The organism is Erythrobacter sp. BLCC-B19, from assembly GCF_028621955.1.
GTDB lineage: Bacteria > Pseudomonadota > Alphaproteobacteria > Sphingomonadales > Sphingomonadaceae > Erythrobacter.
Genome location: NZ_CP117516.1, coordinates 1,685,787 through 1,707,099, shown reverse-complemented (window position 1 = coordinate 1,707,099; position 21,313 = coordinate 1,685,787). Strand labels below are relative to the sequence as shown.

Here is a 21,313-nt window from a genome sequence, read left to right as displayed (position 1 = left end):
TCAGAACCTAGCTGTCGCGCAGGTCGTCCTCGATCACGATCACCTCATCATCGACCACATTGGTGCGGTTGCGCACCCGCGGCTTGTCGAGGCTGGCGAGCACCGGCTTGTCGCGGCCATAGATGTCGGCGAAGGTCGACATCTGCCCGTTGATGTCGGACGCCATGGTGAAATAGGTGATATAGGCGGGCCACTGCTTTTCGAGCATCACCTTGGTGTACTTGCCCGACTTGGAGATCGCCACGACCTCCTCCTTGGTGCCGCCCTTGCCGAGAATCGCCATCGTCATCGCCAGTTCGAGCGCGCGTTCGGTGCGAACGCAGCCGTGGCTCAGCGCGCGGAATTCGTTGCCGAACAGGTGGCGCGAGGGCGTGTCGTGGAAGAAGATCGCGTGCGGATTGGGCATTTCGAGCTTCATCAGGCCCAGCGAATTGCCCGGCCCCGGCTGCTGGACGACCGTGATCGTGCCATTGGCGGACTTGGTGCCGACATAGCCGTTGCGCTTGGCCCAGGTCGGGTTGCCGATCACCCGCGCGCCAAGGCCTTCGCCCTTCACGATTGATTGCGGCACGGTCCAGGTCGGGTTGAACACCACGCCCTCGACCACCTCGGCCAGCTGCGGGGTCGCGGTGCGCCCCGGCTTGCCGACGATGGTGCGATAGGTGCTGATGATCTTGTTCTTGACCGTCAGCCGCAGCTGAAATTCAGGCACGTTGGTGATGAGATATTGCGAGCCGAGGTCGCGCTGCAGCCACCGCCAGCGATCCATGTTGGCGCGGATCAGCTTGCGCCTGGCGGTCTGACCGTCCGAGGTCGCGGCGAGCTCTGCCTTCAGCTTGGCGTAATCGGGGTGGGTCGGGTTGAGCTTCATCAGCGCGCCCGCGATGTCGCCGGTCTTGAGCGCTTCGGCCATGACATCGCCGGTGCGATAGAGGTCGCGGTCGGGATCGACCACAAACCACTGTTCGCGCGCGTCCATCGGCGTGCGCCCGTCGCGCAGATCCTCGACCAGCCAGACGAAGCTTTGCGAGGCAAGCTCGTTCAGCTCCTTCGACGCGCCCGCCGCGAGCGCGACCTTGAGCGGTTCGAGATCATAATCCTTGGGATCGAGCCCTTCGGCGCCGATCCCCTCGATCACCGCAACCAGCTGCGCGGCCTGACCGACCGTCCAGTTCTGCACCAGCGGGGCCATGGGCTGCACGACGGGTTCGGACAGGGTCTGGCCGAAGGTCTCGGCCACGCTGGCGCGCGCCGGGCCGCCCTGCTGGGTGCTGCTGGCGGGACGTGCGGGCGCGGCGGCGTCCTGTGCCCACGCGGTGCCAGCCACCAGCGCCGCAACTGCGATGCTACCTGCGAATTTGCCCGGAAACCTCATTACAAAACTGCCTTTTCGCCCCGCGCGCGCATGACTTGCGCTGCGCCCTACCGTGGCCTGTGTCATACAGGCTGCGGGCTCCCCCTATCAACCACCTTCGCTTTCGCCGCGATTAATGTGCACAGGCGTGACCTTGCGCGCACACACCCCTATGGAGCGCCCATGTCCGCACACCGCGCTCCCCTGCTGCCCTTTGCCGCCGCGCTGGCGGGCGTGGGCTTTCTGTCGCTGATGGATGCCTTCATGAAAGAGGCCGCGCTGATGATCGGGGCGTACACCGCCACGGTGCTGCGCGCCTTTATCGGCGCGGGGTTGATCGCGCCCGTGTGGCTCGCGCGCCGCCCGGCCATGCCGAGCCGGGCTGTGCTGAAGCTGCATCTGGAACGCGGCGTGGTGTCGGCCTTCATGGCGCTGACCTTCTTCCATTCGCTCACCCTGCTGCCGCTGGCCGAGGCGATTGCCTTGAGCTTCATCGCCCCGCTGATCGCGCTCTATCTGGCGCGGGTGCTGCTGGGCGAGACGATCAGTTCGGCAGCGATCCTCGCCAGCCTGCTAGGCTTTGCCGGCACGCTGGTGATCGTCGGCGGGCGGATCGGATCGGGCGCGTTTGACGAAAAGGCCGCGTGGGGCGTCGCCTCGGTGTTCGTCTCGGCCCTGCTCTATGCCTATAACTTCATCGTCATCCGGCGGCAGGCGCAGGTCGCCGGGCCGCTGGAGATCGCGACCTTCCATTCGGGCGTCGGCGGGCTGGTGCTGCTGACGCTCGCACCTTTTGCATGGGAGACCCCGGTCGCCGCCGTGCTGCCATGGCTGCTGGTGGCAGGCGCGCTGACCGTGGCCGGCTCCTTCGCGATTGCATGGGCCTATGCCCGTGCCGAAGCCAATGTGCTGGTGCCGACCGAGTATTCGGGCTTCGTCTGGGCGGCCGCGTTTGGCTGGTTGTTCTTCCGCGAACCGGTCACCTGGCCAACCCTGACAGGCACGGCGCTGATCGTCACCGGCTGCTGGCTCGCCACCCGCCCGCAGCGCCGGGCCGCAGCCGCGAGCGTGTGAGACGATTGTCCTAGGGGAACCCCCCTTGACCTCGCGCGCGAAGCGGAGCAGGTGCGGCGACGATATTCCCACGCCCTTGGTGGATCGGGGGCGGGACAACCTCGAAAGGACGGACCTCTCCCATGACCGCAATCGGCCAGGATTCGCTCGGCACGCGCCAGATGCTTGACGTGAACGGCAAGCAATATGCCTACTACTCGCTGGCGAAGGCCGCCGAACAGCTGGGCGACATCAGCAAGCTGCCGATCTCGATGAAGGTGCTGCTGGAAAACCTCCTGCGCTTCGAAGACGGCGGCTTCACCGTCGCACGTGAGCACATTCAGGCGGTCGTGGACTGGCAGAACAACCCCACCACCGGCGAGGAAATCCAGTACCGCCCCGCGCGCGTGCTGCTGCAGGACTTCACCGGCGTGCCCTGCGTGGTTGACCTCGCCGCGATGCGCGATGCGATCAAGAAGCTCGGCGGCGATACCGCCAAGATCAACCCGCTGGTGCCCGTGAACCTCGTGATCGACCACTCGGTGATGGTCGACGAATTCGGCCACCCCAAGGCGATGGAAGCCAACATGGCGCTCGAGTATGAGCGCAATGCCGAGCGTTACGACTTCCTCAAGTGGGGCTCCAAGAGCTTCAAGAACTTCACCGCCGTGCCGCCGGGCACCGGGATCTGCCACCAGGTGAACCTCGAACACCTCGCCCGCGCGGTGTGGTCGTCCGAAGGCCCGGACGGCGTGATGGTCGCCTATCCCGACACCTGCGTCGGCACCGACAGCCACACCACCATGATCAACGGCCTTGGCGTTCTGGGCTGGGGCGTGGGCGGGATCGAGGCCGAGGCCGCGATGCTCGGCCAGCCGGTCTCGATGCTGATCCCGGAAGTCGTCGGCTTCTACCTCGAAGGCGCGATGGCCGAAGGCGTCACCGCGACCGACCTCGTGCTGACCTGCGTGCAGATGCTGCGCCAAGTCGGCGTGGTGGGCCGCTTTGTCGAGTTTTACGGCCCTGGTGTCGCCAATTTGACGCTGGCTGACCGCGCCACGATCGCCAACATGGCCCCCGAATACGGCGCGACCTGCGGCTTCTTCGGGATCGACGACAAGACCCTCGATTACCTGCGTTTGACCGGCCGCAGCGAAGAGAACATCGCGCTGGTCGAAGCCTATGCCAAGGCGCAGGGGATGTGGTTCGATCCGGCGAACGAGCCGGTCTTCACCAAGACCCTGTCGCTCGACATGGCCGCCGTCGTCCCCAGCCTCGCCGGCCCCAAGCGCCCGCAGGACAAGGTCGTGCTGCAGGACGTTGACGACCTGTTCAACGGCGATCTCACCAAGGTCTACGGCAAGGCCGCAGCTGCGCGCGTGGCAGTCGAAGGCAAGGACCACGACATCGGCGACGGCGACGTGGTGATCGCCGCGATCACCTCGTGCACCAACACCTCGAACCCCGATGTGCTGATCGCCGCCGGCCTCGTCGCCAAGAAGGCGAACGAGCGCGGCCTGAAGCCCAAGCCCTGGGTCAAGACCAGCCTCGCGCCGGGCTCGCAGGTGGTGACGGACTACCTCGTGAAGTCGGGCCTGCAGGAGCATCTCGATGCGGTCGGCTTCGACCTTGTCGGCTACGGCTGCACCACCTGCATCGGCAACTCGGGGCCGCTCGCCGCGCCGATCAGCGCCGCGATCAACGGCAACGATATCGTCGCTGCCTCGGTGCTCTCGGGCAACCGCAACTTCGAAGGCCGCGTCTCGCCCGACGTGCGCGCCAACTTCCTCGCCTCGCCGCCGCTGGTGGTGGCCTATGCGCTGAAGGGCACCGTCACCGAAGACATCACCACCACGCCGATCGGGCAGGATCAGAACGGCAACGACGTCATGCTCGCCGACCTGTGGCCGACCAACGCCGAAGTCGCCGCGCACCGCGCCGCCAACATCGACCGCTCGATGTTCGAATCGCGCTACGCCAACGTCTATGATGGTGACGAACACTGGCAGGCGATCACCGTGGAACCGTCCGACACCTACCAGTGGCGCGCCGGTTCGACCTATGTCGCCAACCCGCCCTATTTCGAGGGCATGACCATGACCCCGGCGCCGGTCACCGACATCGTCGATGCCAAGCCGCTGGCGATCCTCGGCGATTCGGTCACCACCGACCACATCTCGCCGGCCGGCTCGATCAAGGAAGACAGCCCGGCGGGCAAGTTCCTGATGGGCAATCAGGTCACCAAGAAGGACTTCAACTCCTACGGCTCGCGCCGCGGCCACCACGAAGTGATGATGCGCGGCACCTTCGCCAATATCCGCATCAAGAACGAGATGGTCCCGGGCGTCGAAGGCGGCTTCTCGACCTATGGCGGCGAGACCATGGCGATCTACGACGCTGCCATGAAACACAAGGACGACGGCACGCCTCTCGTCGTCATCGGCGGCAAGGAATACGGCACCGGCTCCTCGCGCGACTGGGCAGCCAAGGGCACGATCCTGCTCGGCGTGCGGATGGTGATCGTCGAGAGCTTCGAGCGCATCCACCGCTCGAACCTCGTCGGCATGGGCGTGCTGCCGCTGCAGTTCAAGGAAGGCGACACCCGTTCGAGCCTCGGCCTCAGCGCGACCGACACCTTCTCGATCCGCGGCCTTGCCGACCTGACCCCCGGTCAGGACGTCACCGTCGAAGTCACCCGCGAGGACGGCACCCAGTTCAGCTTCACCGCGCTGTGCCGGATCGATACCGCAAACGAGATGGAATATTACCGCCACGGTGGGATTCTCCATTACGTTCTGCGCAAGCTTGCGGCATAAGGAGCCGCATGACACTCGGCCGCCTCACCCTTCTGCTCTCGCCTGCGCTGCTGCTGGCAGCCTGCGGGCAGGAACCGGGCGAGGCGCAGGGCCAGCAGCCTGAGGGCGCATCTGCGCCTTTCGGGTTCGAACTGGCGATGATGCGCGTGGGCGCGGATGGCGAAACGACCACCGCGCCTGCCCCCGCCTCGCCGCTCGTCGCGCTCTCGCCCGAGGAACTGGCCGCCAAGCTGGCCGAAGGCAATATCCGCCTGATCGACGTGCGCACCGATGCCGAAGTGGCCGAGGGCACGATCCCCGGCGCTGAACACATTCCGCTCGACCGCTTCGATCCCGCCGCGCTCGATCTCAGCGACGGGCGCGAGGTGGTGCTGTACTGCCGCTCAGGCCGTCGATCTGCGATGGCGGGCGAGGAACTGGCGGCGCATACCGGCGCGCCGGTGGAGCATCTGGACGGCGGCATCCTCGCCTGGGAAGCCGCAGGCCAGCCGGTTGCCAAGCAGCCCTAGGGCGCGTTCGTAGCGGACAAACAAAAGGGGCGGCCCGATCGACGGGCCGCCCCTTTTTGCTTGTGCGGGTTCCTCAGCGTCAGCCGAGGAACTTGCGCCGGCCCAGCACCGCTGCGGCGGCAAGGCCGAACAGCACCATCATCGGCGGCGCAGGCACATCGTGACCGCCCGAGGACGAGGAGGAGCTGCTGCTGCTCGACGAGGACGACGAGCTGCTGCTGCTGCTGCTCCCGCTCGACGAGCTCGAACCCGAAGACCCGCTGCTGCCCGAAGAGCCGCTGCTCGACGACGAGGATGACGAGGACGACGACGAAGACGACGAGCTGCTGGTGCTGCTGGTCATGTCACCCGAAGAACCGCCGCTGGTCGCACCACCCGAGGACGAAGACGAGCTGCTCGACGAGGACGAGGACGAACCCGAGGACGAAGACCCCGACCCGCCCGAGCTGCCGCCCGGCTTGCCGCTGCTGCCGCCGCCCGAGGAGGAAGACGATGACGAGGACGACGAGGACGAGCTCGACGAAGAAGACGAAGACGACGAGCTGGAGCTGGAGACATTGCCCGAGGAGCTCGACACATTGCCGGACGAGCTCGAGACATTGCCCGAGGAACTGGAGACGTTGCCCGACGAGCTGGAGACGGCACCCGTCGAGGACGAGACCCCGCCAGTGCTGCTCGACACGTTGCCCGAGGAGCTCGACACCCCGCCGGTGCTGCTCGAAACAGCGCCGGTCGACGAGGACACGTTGCCGGACGACGACACCGCTCCGGTCGAGGACGAGACATTGCCCGACGAGGACACCGCGCCCGTGGACGACGAAACATTGCCCGAGGTGCTGGTGCTTGAAACCTGGCCAGTGCTGCTCGACACCTGTCCGGTGGAAGAGGTCACCGTGCCCGACGAGGAGGTGGTGGTCGAGCTGATCTGACCCGAGGACGAGGTGGTCGAGGTCGAATTGTCGATGTCGATATCGACCACGACGCCGCTCGATCCGCTGCTGCTGCTGCCGCCCGAGGTCGAGGTGGTGGTCGAGACCGACACATCGCCCGACGACGACCCGCCGCCGCCGAAGAAGCCGCCGAAGAAGCCACCGCCAAAGCCGAAACCGCCGCCAAAGCCGCCGCCGAAGCCGCCACCCCAGCCGCCACCGGCACCGCCGCCGCCCGAAATCGGCGGGAGCGGGGGAAGCGGCGCGGGCATATAGGCGACCTGCGCGATCGGCGGACACTCATTGGCGTCGTAATAGGCTTCGACCGCACCGGCCGGACGGCTGGCCGCGCCCGCAGCCACTGCGCCCGCCGGGCCAACCGGCTGACACTCGATGGTGCGCTCGACAATGCGGCGACGGCGCTGCTCAGGCTCGGGGATCACGCGTTCGCGCGTCTTGATGTAGCGTGCGCCCGTGACCGGATCGACCTTGACCAGCTTGGGGTCGATGTTGGTCGAGAAGTCCGGCGCGGTGGTGTTCATCGGCTCGGCCATGCGCACGGCGCCGCCTTGCAACAATGCCACACCCGCAGCAGCGGCGGAGAGCTTCGCGATGGCCAGTTTGAGCGACATAGTCGTTAACCCTGTTGTCTGTGCGGTGGGTGCGGACAGCCCGCACCTCCCCCAAATCCAGCCTTCTATTGATGTCAGATGCCGCCGAGGGGCAATCCGGTTAACCGTGTTGCAGCCCGCCGGAGTCCCGGAATCGGGCCGGAATCATGGGATTTCGGGCGGGCTGTCCCGAACTGGCACCGAAAAACGGGGTGTGTTAGCCGCAGGGTTAACGCTGCGCCGGCTGGCGGAGCAAACGACTCAGTCTTCGAACAACCCGGACTGGGCCGGGGGTGATTCTCTGGGCGGTTGCAGTTCCAGATGCGCCCATCCGGCATCGTTGAGCACCCGCCCGCGCGCGGTGCGGGCCACCAGACCCAGCTGGATGAGGTAGGGTTCGACCACCTCCTCCACCGTGTCGCGCGGTTCGGCGAGGCCCGCCGCGAGGGTCTCGATTCCCACCGGGCCGCCCTTGTAGGTCGTCGCGATCATGGTGAGGTAGCGCCGGTCCATGAGGTCAAGGCCCAGCCGGTCGATCTCCAGCCGGGTCAGCGCCTCGTCCGCCACCGCGCGGGTGACGGTGCTGCTGCCCGCGACATCGGCGAAGTCGCGCACGCGCCTGAGCAGTCGGCCTGCGACCCGCGGCGTCCCGCGCGAACGGCGGGCGATCTCGTGCGCCCCGTCGGGCGCGATGGCGAGGCCCATCAGCCCCGCCGCGCGGGTGACGACGCGCTCCAGCTCTTCATGGGTGTAGAAGTTGAGCCTGACCGGGATGCCGAAGCGGTCGCGCAAGGGCGTGGTCAGCAGCCCCTGCCGCGTGGTCGCCCCGATCAGGGTGAAGGGTGGCAGGTCGATGCGGACGCTGCGCGCACTCGGCCCCTCGCCGATAATGAGATCAAGCGCGCGATCCTCCATCGCGGGATAGAGCACTTCCTCGACGACAGGCGAGAGGCGGTGGATCTCGTCGATGAACAGCACGTCATGCGGTTCGAGATTGGTGAGCAGCGCGGCAAGATCGCCCGCCTTGGCGATGACGGGGCCGGAGGTGGCGCGGAAGCCGACGCCCAGCTCGCCCGCAATGATCTGCGCCAGCGTGGTCTTGCCGAGGCCCGGGGGGCCGAAGAACAAGGTATGATCCATCGCCTCCCCCCGCGCGCGCGCGGCGGCGATGAAGACGGCGAGGTTGCCCTTGGCGGCTTCCTGCCCGACGAACTCGGCCAAGCGGCGCGGGCGGAGCGCGGCGTCGGGGTCGCCGGGTTGGCGGGTGGGGGAGTGGAGGGGGTCAGTCACGAACAGGCGGCCACCAGGGGCGTTGGACTGATAAGAAGATGTCGCGCATTTTCTGAAAATCAGGATCTTCCTCAGCATCATCATCGATGAAGAGCAGTGCTTCTACAACCCGCAGCCTCGGTAGCACTTTAGGCAATTCAGCAGTCTCATCACGAGCAAAAGGGAAAAGAGCACCACAAAGCTGCTTCACCTTTGAAGCTTGCAACTGGTATTCTGCAATGTTCCTAAGGATTCCGATGCGATAAACGTCCTCCTCACTTACGAGAGACGATAATCTCGAATCTAGCGTTTGTATTTGACGCAAAAGCTCGGCCACAAGTCGGTTGGCACCTTCATGATCCGAAACCTCAATGAACGATCTTAGCTCGCTAGGAAGGTCACCCGGAAAAACGGGTGGAGACCACTGGCCGGTCAACCTTCTCGACCCGCTCCCTTTCATGATCCGACGCGCCTCGGACAACGCCCGCACAACATCGTCGGCATAACTTGTAGCGCTTGAAAGCACCAATGGCAGTGTGGCTAGCCGCCCTTCGTAGGCGCGACGCACTCGGCGGCTTTCCACTTTTTCGCTGTGCTCGATTTGCTGAGAAATCTTTGAAACAGTCCAATAAGCACCAATCAGGGCCAAGACGGAACCAATCAAAGCCTGCCACTTCTGGAGCCAATTACTCAACGAAGGCGAATGTGGCGCTGACCCAAAAATAGTCAACGCAACCAAAAAAAGACACCCAGAGACGATGTATATGGGATTGATTTGCCGCATCACCCAGCCGCCTTCTTCAGTGCCACGCGGATCAGCTCGCCCTCGCTCGCGCCTTCGCCCAGTTCTTCCAGCGCGCGGGCCACGGCCTGTGCCGCGACGGCAGGCTTGAAGCCGAGGTTCTCGAGTGCACTCGCCGCATCCGCGCCCTTGCTGCCTGCAGGGGCGGCGGCAGCCGAGACCGCAAACCCACCCGAGCCGCCCGGCATCCCGCCCGCCTTGTCCTTCAGCTCGTTGACGATCCGGCCCGCGAGCTTCGGCCCCACGCCCTGCGCCCGCGCCACCATCGCCGCGTCGCCCTTGCCGCAGGCGTCGCGCAGTTCTCCGGTGGAAAGGGCTGACAATATCGCGAGGCCCACCTTGCTACCCACGCCCTGCACGCCCGTCAGCAGCCGGAACCAGTCGCGCTCAGCCTGCTCGGCAAAGCCCAACAGGCGCATGTCGTTCTCGCTCACCTGCAATTCGGTGTGGACGGTGCAGGCCTCCCCCACCTCGCCCAGCGCGGCGAGGGTGCGGCTGGAGCAGTGCACCAGATACCCCACCCCGCCGACATCGACGATCGCCCAGTCCTCGCCGGTCGCATCGAGCCTGCCTGAGAGCTTCGCAATCATGTTTTGTTCCTGACCTAAGCTTGCCCAAGCGTCCAGCCTTTATGGACAGATGCCCACACTTGCGCCAAATGCGCGGGCCATGAGCTGGAACACCTTCGGGCGCGTGCTGCGCTTTACCACTTGGGGAGAGAGCCACGGGCCCGCATTGGGCGCGGTTGTCGACGGGTGCCCGCCTGGACTGGCGATCTCCGAGGAGTTCATCCAGCCCTTCCTCGACGCCCGCAAGCCGGGCACCAGCCGCTTCACCACCCAGCGGCGCGAGGATGATCTGGTGCGGATCCTCAGCGGCACCTTCGAGGGCAAGACCACCGGCACGCCCATTTCGCTGATGATCGAGAACACCGATCAGCGGAGCAAGGACTATTCCGAGATCGCCCAGCGCTACCGCCCGGGCCATGCCGACTACGCCTATGACGCCAAATACGGCATCCGCGACTATCGCGGCGGCGGACGCTCCTCAGCGCGCGAGACGGCGGCGCGGGTGGCGGCAGGCGCGGTGGCGCGGCTGGTGATCCCGGAGGTCACCATCACGGCTTACGTCTGCGAATTGGGCGGCGACCGGATCGACCCGGCGAACATCGACTATGCCGAGATCGCCAACAACCCCTTCTTCTGCCCTGACGCGGCGGCGGCAAAGCGTTGGGAAGAAAAGGTCGATGCCGCGCGCAAGGCCGGCTCCTCGCTCGGCGCGATCGTCGAATGCGTGGCGGAGGGCGTCCCCGCAGGCTGGGGCGCGCCGATCTATGCCAAGCTCGACAGCGACCTCGCCGCCGCGATGATGAGCATCAATGCGGTGAAAGGCGTCGAGATCGGCGACGGGTTCGAAGCCGCGCGCCTCACCGGGGAAGAAAACGCCGACCGGATGCGCCCCGGCCCCGATGGCAAGCCGATCTACCTCGCCAATCACGCAGGCGGCACCGCGGGCGGCATCTCGACCGGGCAGCCGGTGGTGTGCCGCGTGGCGTTCAAGCCGACATCCTCGATCCTGACCCCGGTGGAATCGATCAATTCCGCCGGTGAAGCAGTGGAAGTCGTCACCAAGGGCCGCCACGACCCCTGCGTGGGAATCCGCGGCACCCCGGTGGTCGAGGCGATGATGGCGCTGGTGCTGGCCGATCACAAGCTGCTGCACCGCGGGCAGGTGGGTTAGCGCCCCAACTCCTTGGGCGGCACATAGCCGGGATCGTGAGTGAAGGGGAGCGGCCTACCCTCGCGCAGAGCCGCCAGCACCGCCGCGAAATCGGTCCGGCAGCGGAAGCCGAGGTCGCGCTCAATCGCGGTAGGGTCGTAGACCCGCCCGATGCTCTGCGGCAGCACCCAGCCGCGAGCGGCGTAGAGCGCAGGCGCCTCGGGGAAGCGTTCCGCGATCAGCCCCGCCGCGTCGGTCTTCAGCCGCGCGGCATCGGCGCGGGTGAAGGGCGGCGGGGCGCTCACAACATAGAGCCCCCAGCCCAGCCTCGGCGCGGCGTCGAGCGCGGCGAGGTGGGCGGCGGCGCAGTCCTCCACCGTCAGGCGGCGGTTCAGGAACTCGTTGGCCTTGAGGTTCTCGCCCGCGGGGACGGCGTGGGTGTCGTCGTCCTCGGGGAAGAAGCGCGAGACCCTGAGGGCGATCACCGGCAACCCGTGGAGGTCGTGGTACAGGCGGCACAGTTCCTCGGTCGCGCGCTTGGTCACACCATAGATGTTGCGCGGTTGCAGGGGCCCGCTGGTCTCGTCGAGCCACACCGCTTCTGCCGCCACCTCGTCGCGGATCGCGCGGGTGATCATCAGCGAGGTGGTGGAGGTGAAGACGAAACGCCCCGCCCCGTGCCGCACCGCCGCCTCGAGCAGGTTCAACGTTCCGGTGACATTGACGTCGACGAAGGCGCTCGCCGGGTAGCGCACGATATCGGGCTTGTGCAGCGCGCCCGCGTGGACAACGGCCTCGAAGCCGCTTTCGGCGAATAGCCGTTCGATCAGACCCGCGTCGGCGACGCTCCCAAGCACATCGGTGTGAAGCCCCGGAGCAATGTCGAGCCCGGTCACCTCGTGCCCCGCGCGTTCCAGCAGCGGCGCAAGAAAGCGGCCCAGCCAGCCCGACGATCCGGTGAGGAGAACCCGCATGGCCCACGCCTATCATCGCCCGCGAGCGGGGCAAGAGCATCAATGAACGTCAAATCCGATTGGTTCCCGCCGCACTCATTGAAAAAACCGATTTTCGCAATCGCACAAATCAACTTTTGTGCGGCGCAGCAGGCACTATGTAGGCGGCGTCAAGTTTCCTCTCAACCACCCAGAACAAGGACAAACTCCCATGGGTATCATCGGTTCGACCCTCAAGCCGTTCACCGCCACCGCCTTCCAGAAGGGCAAGGACTTCTTCACCGTCACCGACGCGGATCTCGCGGGCAAGTGGTCGGTGTTCTTCTTCTACCCGGCCGACTTCACCTTCGTGTGCCCGACCGAACTGGAAGACATGGGCGAGAAGTACGCCACGCTTCAGGCGATGGGCGTCGAAGTCTACGCCGTCTCGACCGACACGCACTTCAGCCACAAGGCGTGGAGCGACACTTCGGACAAGATCGGCAAGCTGACCTTCCCGTTCCTGGGCGACCAGAACCACGTGCTGTCGAACAACTTCGGCGTGCTGCGTGAAGGCGTGGGCCTTGCTGACCGCGCGACCTTCGTGGTCGATCCCGACGGCGTGATCCAGATCATGGAAATCACCTGCGAAGGCGTGGGCCGCAATGCCAACGAACTGACCCGCAAGATCAAGGCCGCGCAGTATGTGCGCGCCAACCCCGGTCAGGTCTGCCCGGCGGCGTGGGAAGAAGGCGCGGACACCCTCGCCCCCTCGCTCGACCTGGTCGGCAAGATCTAAGCCACAAGGCTGACACGATCGGCAGGGCGCGCCGTCTCCCCCTCCCCCAAGGCCGCCCTGCCGTCAAATCCCGAGGTTCTCCAATCCCCTCGGGTCGTAGCCGGAACCGGATGTTCCTGCCCCTCCCCCCCTTTGACGGGCACAGCATCCGGTTCCGCGTTACCTATCGACGGATCGCATCAATTTGACTGCGCGGCCGCTTTGCCCGCGCCCGGAGGATTCCCATGCTCGACGCCGCCATGCAGGCCCAGCTCAAGACCTATCTCGCCAACCTTCGCGAGGGCATCGAACTGGTCGCTTCGCTCGATGAGAGCGAGAAGTCGCGCCAGACCCGCCAGCTGATCGAACAGATCGCGGGCCTCCACGACCTCGTCACCGCGCGCTTCGACGGCGCCGACGCCCGCAAGCCCAGCTTCGTGATCCGCCGCGCGAGCGATGCGGAGAAGTGGGTGCGTTTCGCAGGGCTCCCGATGGGCCACGAATTCACCTCGCTGGTGCTCGCGCTGCTGTGGGCCGGCGGGCACCCGCCCAAGGTCGATGCCGACCTGATCGAGCAGGTGCGCGCGCTGGAGGGCGATTATCACTTCGAGATGTTCTTCTCGCTGTCGTGCCACAACTGCCCCGACGTGGTGCAGGCGCTCACCCTGATGGCGCTCGAAAACCCGCGCATCACCGCCACCCTGATCGAAGGCGGCACCTTCCAGCAGGAAGTCGAGGCGCGCGACATCATGGCCGTGCCCGCGACCTTCCTTAACGGCGAGCCGTTCTACAACGGCAAGATGGAACTGGCCGAGATTCTGGCGAAGCTCGACAAGAATGCTGACGCCAAGCAGGCCGAGAAGCTCGCCGCCAAGGCGCCTTTCGAGGTGCTGGTGATCGGCGGCGGCCCGGCGGGTGCGGCAGCGGCGGTCTATACCGCGCGCAAGGGTTTCCGCACCGGCATCGCGGCGGAGCGCTTCGGCGGCCAGCTGATGGACACGCTCGGGATCGAGAACCTCCCCGGCACACCCTACACCGAAGGGCCGAAGCTGACCGACAGCCTGAAGAAGCACGTCGGCGAATACGAGATCGACCTGATGGACTTGGCCCGCGCGGTGGAGCTGCGCGCGGCGAAGGACGTCGGCGGCTACCATGAAGTCGTGATGGCTAACGGCGCGAGCCTCAAGGCGCGCTCGCTGATCCTCTCGACCGGCGCGCGCTGGCGCAACCTCGGCGTGCCGGGTGAGGCGGAGTATCGCAACAAGGGCGTCGCCTATTGCCCGCACTGCGATGGCCCGCTGTTCAAGGGCAAGCGCATCGCGGTGATCGGCGGCGGCAATTCGGGCGTCGAGGCGGCGATCGACCTTGCCGGGATTGTCGGCCACGTGACGCTGATCGAGTTCGACACCAAGCTGCGCGCCGACGAAGTGCTCCAGCGCAAGCTGCGCTCGATGCCGAACGTCGAGATCATCACCAACGGCCAGACCACCGAAATTCTCGGTGAAGGCGGCAAGGTGAGCGGCCTCGTGGTCAAGAACCGCGCCAATGGCGACGAGCGGCGCATCGACCTTGAAGGTGTGTTCGTCCAGATCGGTCTTGTGCCGAATACCGAATGGCTGCGCGAGACGGGTCTCGAATTGAGCAAGTTCGGCGAAATCGTGATCGACGATCACGGCGCGACCTCCATCCCCGGCATCTACGCCGCGGGTGACTGCACCACCGTGCCGCACAAGCAGATCGTCGTCGCCATGGGCGAAGGCGCAAAGGCGGGTCTGGGAGCGTTCGACTTCCTGATCCGCAACGAGCCGGTCGAAGAGGTAGCGCAGGCGGCTTAACTAGCCGCGGGCCCACCCCCGGCCCCTCCCGCAGGCGGGAGGGGAGAACCAGCGCTACGCAGTCCCCCTCCCGCCTGCGGGAGGGGTTAGGGGTGGGCCCGAAACAGCCTGCCCTTTTTCTTTGCCCTCCGCCCCACTAATCGCCCCAATCAATCAAAAAACGCGCATTAATCGATTGGACGCACCATCCCGAAAGCGTCATCCTCTCCCCATAGACTTTGCCCCAAGGGCGAGTCTGACCGTTCATCGTTGAGAGGAGAGAACCATCATGGACGCCAAAACCGGAGATATCAGCGGCGGTTGCCCGTTCCACGGCAGCACCGAAATGCGCAGCCTGCTGGGCCGCACCAACCGTGACTGGTGGCCCGAGGCCATCCAGCTCGACATCCTCACCGAAGGCGGGCGCAGCGCGAACCCCTATGGCGAGAATTTCGACTATGCCGAAGCGTTCAACGCGCTCGATTACAAGGCATTGAAGGCCGATCTCACCGCGCTGATGACCGACAGCCAGCCGTGGTGGCCGGCGGATTACGGCCACTACGGCCCGTTCTTCATCCGCATGGCCTGGCACGCGGCGGGCACCTATCGCACCGGCGACGGGCGCGGTGGTTCCTCGAGCGGGCAGCAGCGCTTTGCGCCGCTCAACTCCTGGCCCGATAACGGCAACCTCGACAAGGCGCGCCGCCTGCTGTGGCCGATCAAGCAGAAATACGGCAAGAACATCAGCTGGGCTGACCTGTTCATCCTCGCGGGCAATGTCGCGATCGAAAGCATGGGCGGGCCCGTCTTCGGCTTTGGCGGCGGCCGCGCCGACGTGTTCGAACCGGAGTCGGTCTACTGGGGCACCGAGGAGCAATGGGTCAACGAAGGCGTTGCCACCCGCATCCAGCCCAAGGAAGGCAAGGCGCTCGATAACCCGCTGGCCGCGATCCAGATGGGCCTCATCTACGTCAATCCCGAAGGGCCGCAGGGCAACCCGCATGACCCCGAAGGCATGGCCCGCGATATGCGCGAGACCTTCGCCCGCATGGCGATGAACGACGAGGAAACCGTGGCGCTCACCGCCGGCGGCCACGCCTTCGGCAAAGCCCACGGCGCGCACCCCTCCGACACCTTCGGCGGCGCGCCGGAGAGCGAAGCCCTGCACCTGATGGGCTTCGGCTGGCTCAATGACGAGGCCGAGATCGCGGCGGGCAACATCACCACCTCGGGGATCGAGGGCAGCTGGTCGAACAACCCGACCAAGTGGGGCGGCGACTATTTCCGCATCCTGTTCAAGTACGACTTCGAACTGGTGAAGTCGCCCGCCGGTGCCCACCAGTGGACGCCGATCAACCCCGATCCCGAAGACATGGCCCCCGACGCGCGCGATCCCAACAAGCGCGTGCCGACGATGATGACCACCGCCGACATGGCGCTCAAGAACGATCCGGAATATCGCAAGATTTCCGAGAAGTTCCTGAACGATCAGGCCGCGCTCGACGATGCCTTCGCCCGCGCGTGGTTCAAGCTGTGCCACCGCGATATGGGGCCGAAGATCCGCTACCTCGGGCCGGAAGTTCCGGCGGAAACGCTGATCTGGCAGGATCCGGTTCCGGCGGGCACCACGCCTTCGGATGCCGATGTCGCCGCGTTCAAGGCCGCGATCCTTGGGAGCGGGCTGACCGTCAGCGAACTCGTCAAGGCAGCCTGGGCCTCGGCCTCGACCTATCGCAACTCCGACCATCGCGGCGGGGCCAATGGCGCGCGCGTCAGGCTTGCCCCGCAGAAGGACTGGGCGGCGAACGATCCGGAGGAACTCAGCCGTGTGCTGGGCGTGATCGACGCCCATCGCGGCAACCTTTCGATGGCCGATGCGATCGTGCTGGCAGGCAGCGCGGCGGTCGAGAAGGCCGCGCGCGATGCGGGGCATGACGTGACCGTGCCGTTCCTCGGCGGGCGCGGCGATGCCGGTGACGAACACACCGATGCGGCGAGCTTCGAACCGCTGGAGCCGTTTGCCGATGGCTTCCGCAACTACCTCAAGACCAAGGCCGATGTCCGCACCGAGGAAATGCTGATCGACAAGGCGCACCTGCTCGGCCTGTCGATCCCCGAAATGGCGGTGCTGGTCGCAGGGATGCGGGTGCTCGGCGCGAACAGCGGCAACCGCAAGCACGGGGTGCTGACCGACAGCGTCGGCACGCTCACGCCGGACTTCTTCCGCAACCTCCTCGACATGGGCACCAAGTGGGCGCCGGTCGAAGGCTCGGGCGACGAGGAATATGTCGGCACCGACCGGGCAACCGGCGCGGAAAAGTGGCGCGCGACCCGGGCTGACCTGGTGTTCGGCTCGAACTCGATGCTGCGCGCGCAGGCCGAGGTCTATGCCGAAGCCGGGAACGAGGGCAAGTTCGTGTGCGACTTCATCTCGGCCTGGAACAAGGTGATGAACGCCGACCGCTTCGACGTGAGCTACGCCAAGTATCACTGACGCGCAGCGCGCCTGAAACACGAAAGCCCCCGGCAGCGATGCCGGGGGCTCTTGCTTTGTCTCAGCCCGCGCTTTCCACCCAGTCATCCCCCAGCTGGCTGGTCGACACCATCGCGCCCAGTTCCCAGACGTTGGTGTAGCCATAGCCGTGCAGGTTGATGAAGGTCTGGATGTTCAGCGCCATGTCCACCCGCTTGGTGACAATCGGCGCGCGGTTATCGGTGAAGTTGTTGTTGCAGTAGATGTAGATCGGCCGGTCGGGGTTTGCGCCGATCACCTCGGCGAGCGCGGCATCGGTGAAGTCGCTGATCGGCAGATTGACAGCGCCCCTGATATGGCCCTGCGCAAAGGCCCAGGGCGACCGGGCATCGAGCAGCAACGCGCCCTCTTGCCGGGCCTTTTCGGCGAATTCTTCCCAGCTTAGCAGCTTGTCGCGGCGCACCGGCTCCAATGCCGCCGCGCGGGCCAGAAAACCGGCATAGTCGATCTGCGGATTGCTGGGCGCGGCTTCCTGCGCCAGCGCGGGGCCGGGCAAGACAAGGCACAGCGCGCCTGCGCAGGACAGGGCCGCCTTGCGAAACTCGGCGATGGGCGGTTGGGCACATGTCATGCGGCGGCTCCCCTTGCGTCAGAAGCACAAGCTGCCGGGCCGCCGATGAGCGCGCGCTGAACGCGGGGGATCTCGGCGCGGCCTGCCGCTGCGCGCCGCTCAGATCCAGCGCGCGTCGCGCAAGGGCGCAACCTGCGCGCGGGCGACCGGGGCTTCGATCCCGCGCGGCAAGCGCAGGCGGACATTGCGCCCCTCGCGCAGCACTTCCTCGACCGCGCCGCGCGCGACCCACCAGCTGCGGTGCACCTGCATCCCCTCGATCTCGCCCACCAGCGCCACCGCATCGCGCAGCCGCATCAGCACCAGCGCCGATCCCAGCATGGTGTGCACGCGGACGTAGTGATCTTCCATCTCCAGCGCGATGATCTGGCTCCCCAGCTCGGGCGGCAGCTGGTCGAGCAGCGGATGCGGCGCGCTTGCTGCCAGTGGGGGCGGGGCGGTCGGCGCGGGGATGGTTGCGGGTTCGCTGACCGGCGCAGGCGGGGCGGCTGGCTGGGACACGGGCATGGGCGCGGCGGCAGGAGGTGCTTCGGCAGGGCGGCCCTGCACCACATTGAACAGCACCGTCACCGCGCTCCCGATCACCAGCACCGAGAAATAGGTGCCCACCAGCACCTCCAGCCCCGGCCAGCGCCATTCGCCGCTCGGCAACATATTCACCGCCAGCACCGCAAAGGTCATCGGCACTGTCGCCACCAGACAGGTCGCCGTCAGCATCCCCCAGCGCGGCAGGGCCAGCGCCCGCTCGCCCCAGCAGACTATCGCCTGCATCGGGCGGTAGCAGGCATAGCCGAGCCAGGCGAAGCCGAGCCAGGTCACCAGCCGTTCGGGCAAGGGTGCTGCAATGCTGCCGAAGGGGCCGATGATCGCGAGGAACACCCCGATCACGCTCATCACCGCCAGATCAATGATGATCCGGCGCAGCAGCGCGTGGCGGGGCGAGGGCGTTGGGGCCGTCATGCGCCCATTCCTGACGGCCCGTTCGCGCTTCGTAAAGTGGCAGGCCGCAGGAAAGGCGGACATTTCACGCATGGGAGAGCCCGCCCGCGAAGGGACGATTGCCCGCGAGCGGGGCTGCGGCACTCCGGGGGTCAGACACAGCCACCAGCTATCGGGAGCCTGACCATGACCACCCTCGCCCTGCCCTTTGCCACCCGCCGCACGAATGCCGCCGCTGCCGCCAAGCCGGGCTTTGACATTGGCCCGGCTGCACGCACCGCGATCAGCCTCGCCTGCTTCACGATGAGCTTTGCGATCATCTGGGCGCTGGGCCGCGCCGCGCTGGGGCTGGCACCGGATGTCAGCGCCTATGCCAAGCTGCCGATCATCATCCACGTTGCCGCCGTGCTCCCCACCATCCCGCTGGGCGGCTGGCTGCTGCTCGCGAAGAAAGGCACCGCGCTCCACAAGCAGCTCGGCAAGCTGTGGCTGGTGCTGATGCTGGTTACCGCCAGCTCGGCGATCTTCATCCAGTCGAGCGGGAGCTTCAGCTGGATTCACCTCTTCGTGCCGCTGACCTTTCACGCCGCCTGGAAGGTGATGGCGACCGCGCGGGCCGGGAACATCGCCGCGCACAAGGCGCACCTGGTGCGCACCTATCTGACCGCGCTGATGATCCCCGGTATCGCCGCCTTCCTGATCCCGGGCCGACTGATGCAGGTGCTGCTGCTGGGCTGACACTTGCGCCGCGCGAAGCGGGGGTTAGGGTGCGCAGCCATGCGTATCCTGACCCCCCTGCTCCTTGCCGGAGCCGCCTTGCTTCTCCCCGCCGCGCTCGCCGCCGAGGAGACCCCCAACCCCGCCGCGACCACCCCAGAGGCCACCCGCGGCATCGGACCCGGCGCGCGGCCCGTCGGCGCGCCGTGGAGCCGCTCGCCGGTGGTTGCCCCGCATGGCATGGCCGCCACCGCTCACCCGCTCGCAACGCAAATCGCGCTCGACATTCTCAAGGCCGGCGGATCGGCGGTCGATGCCGCGATTGCCGCCAATGCCGCGCTTGGGCTGATGGAACCGACCGGCAACGGCATCGGCGGGGATCTGTTCGCGATTGTCTATGATCCCAAGACCGGCCAGCTGATCGGCATCAACGGATCGGGCCGCTCGCCCGCCGGGCAGACGCTCGATCAGCTCAAGGCCAAGCTCCCCGCAGGGGCGACCTCGATCCCTCCGGTTGGCCCGCTTCCGGTGACGATCCCCGGCACGGTCGATGCGTGGTTCGATCTCCACGCCCGCTTCGGCAAGCTGCCGATGGCAGACGTGCTCGCCCCCACCATCCGCTACGCGCGCGAAGGCCACCCGGTCGCTCCCGTGATCGCGATGTACATGGAACGCGGCCTGAAGAATTACGAACGCCAGCTGAAGAAGAACCCGTTCGAATTCGACAATGCCCGCAAGGTCTATTTCAAGGATGGCCGCGCGCCGCGCGCCGGAGAGATGTTCCGCAATCCCGATCTGGCCAGCACGCTGGAAGCCATTGCCACAGGTGGGCGCGATGCCTTCTACAAGGGCCAGCTTGCCAAGGTCATGGCCGACTACCTCCAGCGGCAGGGCAGCGCCTTCACGCTCGCCGATTTCGAACGCCATGACAGCGCCTGGGTCGATGTCGCCTGCGTCCATTATCGCAAGGGCTACGAGCTGTGCGAGCTGCCGCCCAACTCGCAAGGCTTCGCCGCGCTGCAAATGGTCAACATCCTGAAGAATATCGACCTTGCCCAGTGGGAGCGCGGATCGCCGGAGGTCATCCACTATATCACCGAGGCCAAGCGCCTCGCCTTCGAGGATGCCGCGCGCTTTTACGCCGACCCGGCCTTTGCCAAGGTGCCTGCCGAGCTGCTGACCGATGAATATGGCAAGCAGCGCTTTGCCCTGATTGACCCGGCCAAGGCGACCGACAAGTTCTCCCCCGGCGCGCTGGTCGCCCCCAAGCTGGAGGGCGAAGGCGACACCACCTACCTCACCGTCGCCGACAATTCGGGCATGATGGTGAGCCTCATCCAGTCGAACTATCGCGGCATGGGCGGCGGGCTGGTGCCCGATGGCCTCGGCTTCATGTTCCAGGACCGGGGCGAGCTCTACAGCCTCGATCCCGCGCACCCCAACGCCTATGCGCCCGCCAAGCGCCCGTTCCAGACGATCATCCCGGCCTTCATCAAGAAGGACGGCAAGCCGTGGATGAGCTTCGGGCTGATGGGCGGCGGGATGCAGCCGCAGGGCCATGTGCAGGTGCTGATCAACCTCGTCGATTACGGGATGAACCTGCAAGAGGCGGGCGATGCCGCGCGGCTCCACCATGATGGCGGCCGCCAGCCGACCGATGCGTTGGCGGGCAGTGAGACCGATACGGTGGCGCTCGACACGCTGGGCGTGTTGCAGGTCGAGCCCGGCATCTCCGGCGCGACGGTCGCTGCGCTGCGCGAAATGGGCCACAATGTCGAAGTGGAGACCACCGGCATCCCCTTCGGCGGCTATCAGGCCATCGCCCGCGATCCGGTGACCGGGGTCTACACCGGCGCGACCGAGATGCGTAAGGACGGGCAGGCGAGCGGTTACTGATCGCTCGCCCTTTGCCCCAAAGCGTTAACGGGGCTTTCACCGGATGCGGCTAAAGCGCTGAAATCGAGTAG

General features: G+C 66.3%; 17 protein-coding genes. 9 read left to right on the top strand and 8 right to left on the bottom strand.

Annotated elements, in window-relative coordinates:
• Positions 1–7: 7 nt before the first annotated feature.
• Complete coding sequence (locus PS060_RS07960) at positions 8–1,375, bottom strand: L,D-transpeptidase family protein (RefSeq protein ID WP_273986698.1); 1,368 nt, start codon at positions 1,373–1,375, stop codon at positions 8–10.
• Between the two features lie 162 nt (positions 1,376–1,537).
• Between PS060_RS07960 and PS060_RS07955 the strand changes: the two genes are divergently transcribed.
• From PS060_RS07955 to PS060_RS07945, 3 genes are all read left to right on the top strand, one after another.
• On the top strand, positions 1,538–2,428 hold the full coding sequence (locus PS060_RS07955; protein WP_273986697.1) for a DMT family transporter: 891 nt from the start codon (positions 1,538–1,540) through the stop codon (positions 2,426–2,428).
• A 122-nt stretch (positions 2,429–2,550) separates the two neighbouring features.
• On the top strand, positions 2,551–5,223 hold the full coding sequence (gene acnA / locus PS060_RS07950) for an aconitate hydratase AcnA (protein WP_273986696.1): 2,673 nt from the start codon (positions 2,551–2,553) through the stop codon (positions 5,221–5,223).
• A gap of 8 nt (positions 5,224–5,231) precedes the next feature.
• Positions 5,232–5,732: a rhodanese-like domain-containing protein gene (locus PS060_RS07945; protein ID WP_273986694.1), complete on the top strand. Its 501-nt coding sequence runs from the start codon at positions 5,232–5,234 to the stop codon at positions 5,730–5,732.
• A 79-nt stretch (positions 5,733–5,811) separates the two neighbouring features.
• Here the strand turns inward: PS060_RS07945 and PS060_RS07940 are convergent, their stop codons facing one another.
• The 4 genes from PS060_RS07940 to ruvA form a co-directional block, all read right to left on the bottom strand.
• Positions 5,812–7,293: a hypothetical protein gene (locus PS060_RS07940; RefSeq protein ID WP_273986693.1), complete on the bottom strand. Its 1,482-nt coding sequence runs from the start codon at positions 7,291–7,293 to the stop codon at positions 5,812–5,814.
• 240 nt (positions 7,294–7,533) lie between these two features.
• Positions 7,534–8,562: a Holliday junction branch migration DNA helicase RuvB gene (gene ruvB, locus PS060_RS07935; protein WP_273986691.1), complete on the bottom strand. Its 1,029-nt coding sequence runs from the start codon at positions 8,560–8,562 to the stop codon at positions 7,534–7,536.
• Complete coding sequence (locus PS060_RS07930) at positions 8,555–9,325, bottom strand: hypothetical protein (protein WP_273986690.1); 771 nt, start codon at positions 9,323–9,325, stop codon at positions 8,555–8,557. Before PS060_RS07930 ends, ruvB begins: the two co-directional genes overlap by 8 nt.
• Positions 9,325–9,933 (bottom strand): Holliday junction branch migration protein RuvA, encoded by a 609-nt coding sequence (gene ruvA / locus PS060_RS07925; protein ID WP_273986689.1) that lies wholly within the window; start codon positions 9,931–9,933, stop codon positions 9,325–9,327. The genes PS060_RS07930 and ruvA overlap by 1 nt, the downstream gene beginning before the upstream one ends.
• A 79-nt stretch (positions 9,934–10,012) precedes the next feature.
• Between ruvA and aroC the strand changes: the two genes are divergently transcribed.
• Positions 10,013–11,083 (top strand): chorismate synthase, encoded by a 1,071-nt coding sequence (gene aroC / locus PS060_RS07920; RefSeq protein ID WP_273986688.1) that lies wholly within the window; start codon positions 10,013–10,015, stop codon positions 11,081–11,083.
• Here aroC and PS060_RS07915 read toward each other — a convergent pair.
• The gene (locus PS060_RS07915; RefSeq protein ID WP_273986687.1) at positions 11,080–12,036 is read right to left on the bottom strand and encodes an NAD-dependent epimerase/dehydratase family protein; all 957 of its coding nucleotides are present in this window, start codon (positions 12,034–12,036) and stop codon (positions 11,080–11,082) included. The genes aroC and PS060_RS07915 overlap by 4 nt on opposite strands.
• A gap of 190 nt (positions 12,037–12,226) precedes the next feature.
• On the opposite strand from PS060_RS07915, the gene ahpC reads away from it, so the two are divergent.
• From ahpC to katG, 3 genes are all read left to right on the top strand, one after another.
• Complete coding sequence (gene ahpC / locus PS060_RS07910) at positions 12,227–12,793, top strand: alkyl hydroperoxide reductase subunit C (protein ID WP_273986685.1); 567 nt, start codon at positions 12,227–12,229, stop codon at positions 12,791–12,793.
• A gap of 224 nt (positions 12,794–13,017) precedes the next feature.
• A complete protein-coding gene (gene ahpF, locus PS060_RS07905) occupies positions 13,018–14,607 on the top strand; it encodes an alkyl hydroperoxide reductase subunit F (protein WP_273986683.1) in 1,590 nt (529 codons plus the stop codon).
• Positions 14,608–14,875: 268 nt separating this feature from the next.
• The gene (gene katG, locus PS060_RS07900; RefSeq protein ID WP_273986682.1) at positions 14,876–17,080 is read left to right on the top strand and encodes a catalase/peroxidase HPI; all 2,205 of its coding nucleotides are present in this window, start codon (positions 14,876–14,878) and stop codon (positions 17,078–17,080) included.
• Positions 17,081–17,141: 61 nt separating this feature from the next.
• Here katG and PS060_RS07895 read toward each other — a convergent pair whose 3' ends face one another.
• Both PS060_RS07895 and PS060_RS07890 read right to left on the bottom strand, forming a co-directional pair.
• The gene (locus tag PS060_RS07895) at positions 17,142–17,690 is read right to left on the bottom strand and encodes a rhodanese-like domain-containing protein (protein WP_273986681.1); all 549 of its coding nucleotides are present in this window, start codon (positions 17,688–17,690) and stop codon (positions 17,142–17,144) included.
• 99 nt (positions 17,691–17,789) lie between these two features.
• Positions 17,790–18,650 carry a LytTR family DNA-binding domain-containing protein gene (locus PS060_RS07890; RefSeq protein WP_273986680.1) on the bottom strand — a complete coding sequence of 287 codons (861 nt, stop codon included), beginning with the start codon at positions 18,648–18,650 and terminating at the stop codon, positions 17,790–17,792.
• A gap of 165 nt (positions 18,651–18,815) precedes the next feature.
• Here PS060_RS07890 and PS060_RS07885 point away from each other — a divergent pair, with 165 nt between their 5' ends.
• Both PS060_RS07885 and PS060_RS07880 read left to right on the top strand, forming a co-directional pair.
• Positions 18,816–19,367, top strand: coding sequence for a DUF2306 domain-containing protein (locus tag PS060_RS07885; protein ID WP_273986678.1), 552 nt, complete (start codon positions 18,816–18,818; stop codon positions 19,365–19,367).
• Between the two features lie 39 nt (positions 19,368–19,406).
• The gene (locus tag PS060_RS07880; RefSeq protein WP_273986677.1) at positions 19,407–21,242 is read left to right on the top strand and encodes a gamma-glutamyltransferase family protein; all 1,836 of its coding nucleotides are present in this window, start codon (positions 19,407–19,409) and stop codon (positions 21,240–21,242) included.
• Positions 21,243–21,313 lie beyond the last annotated feature (71 nt).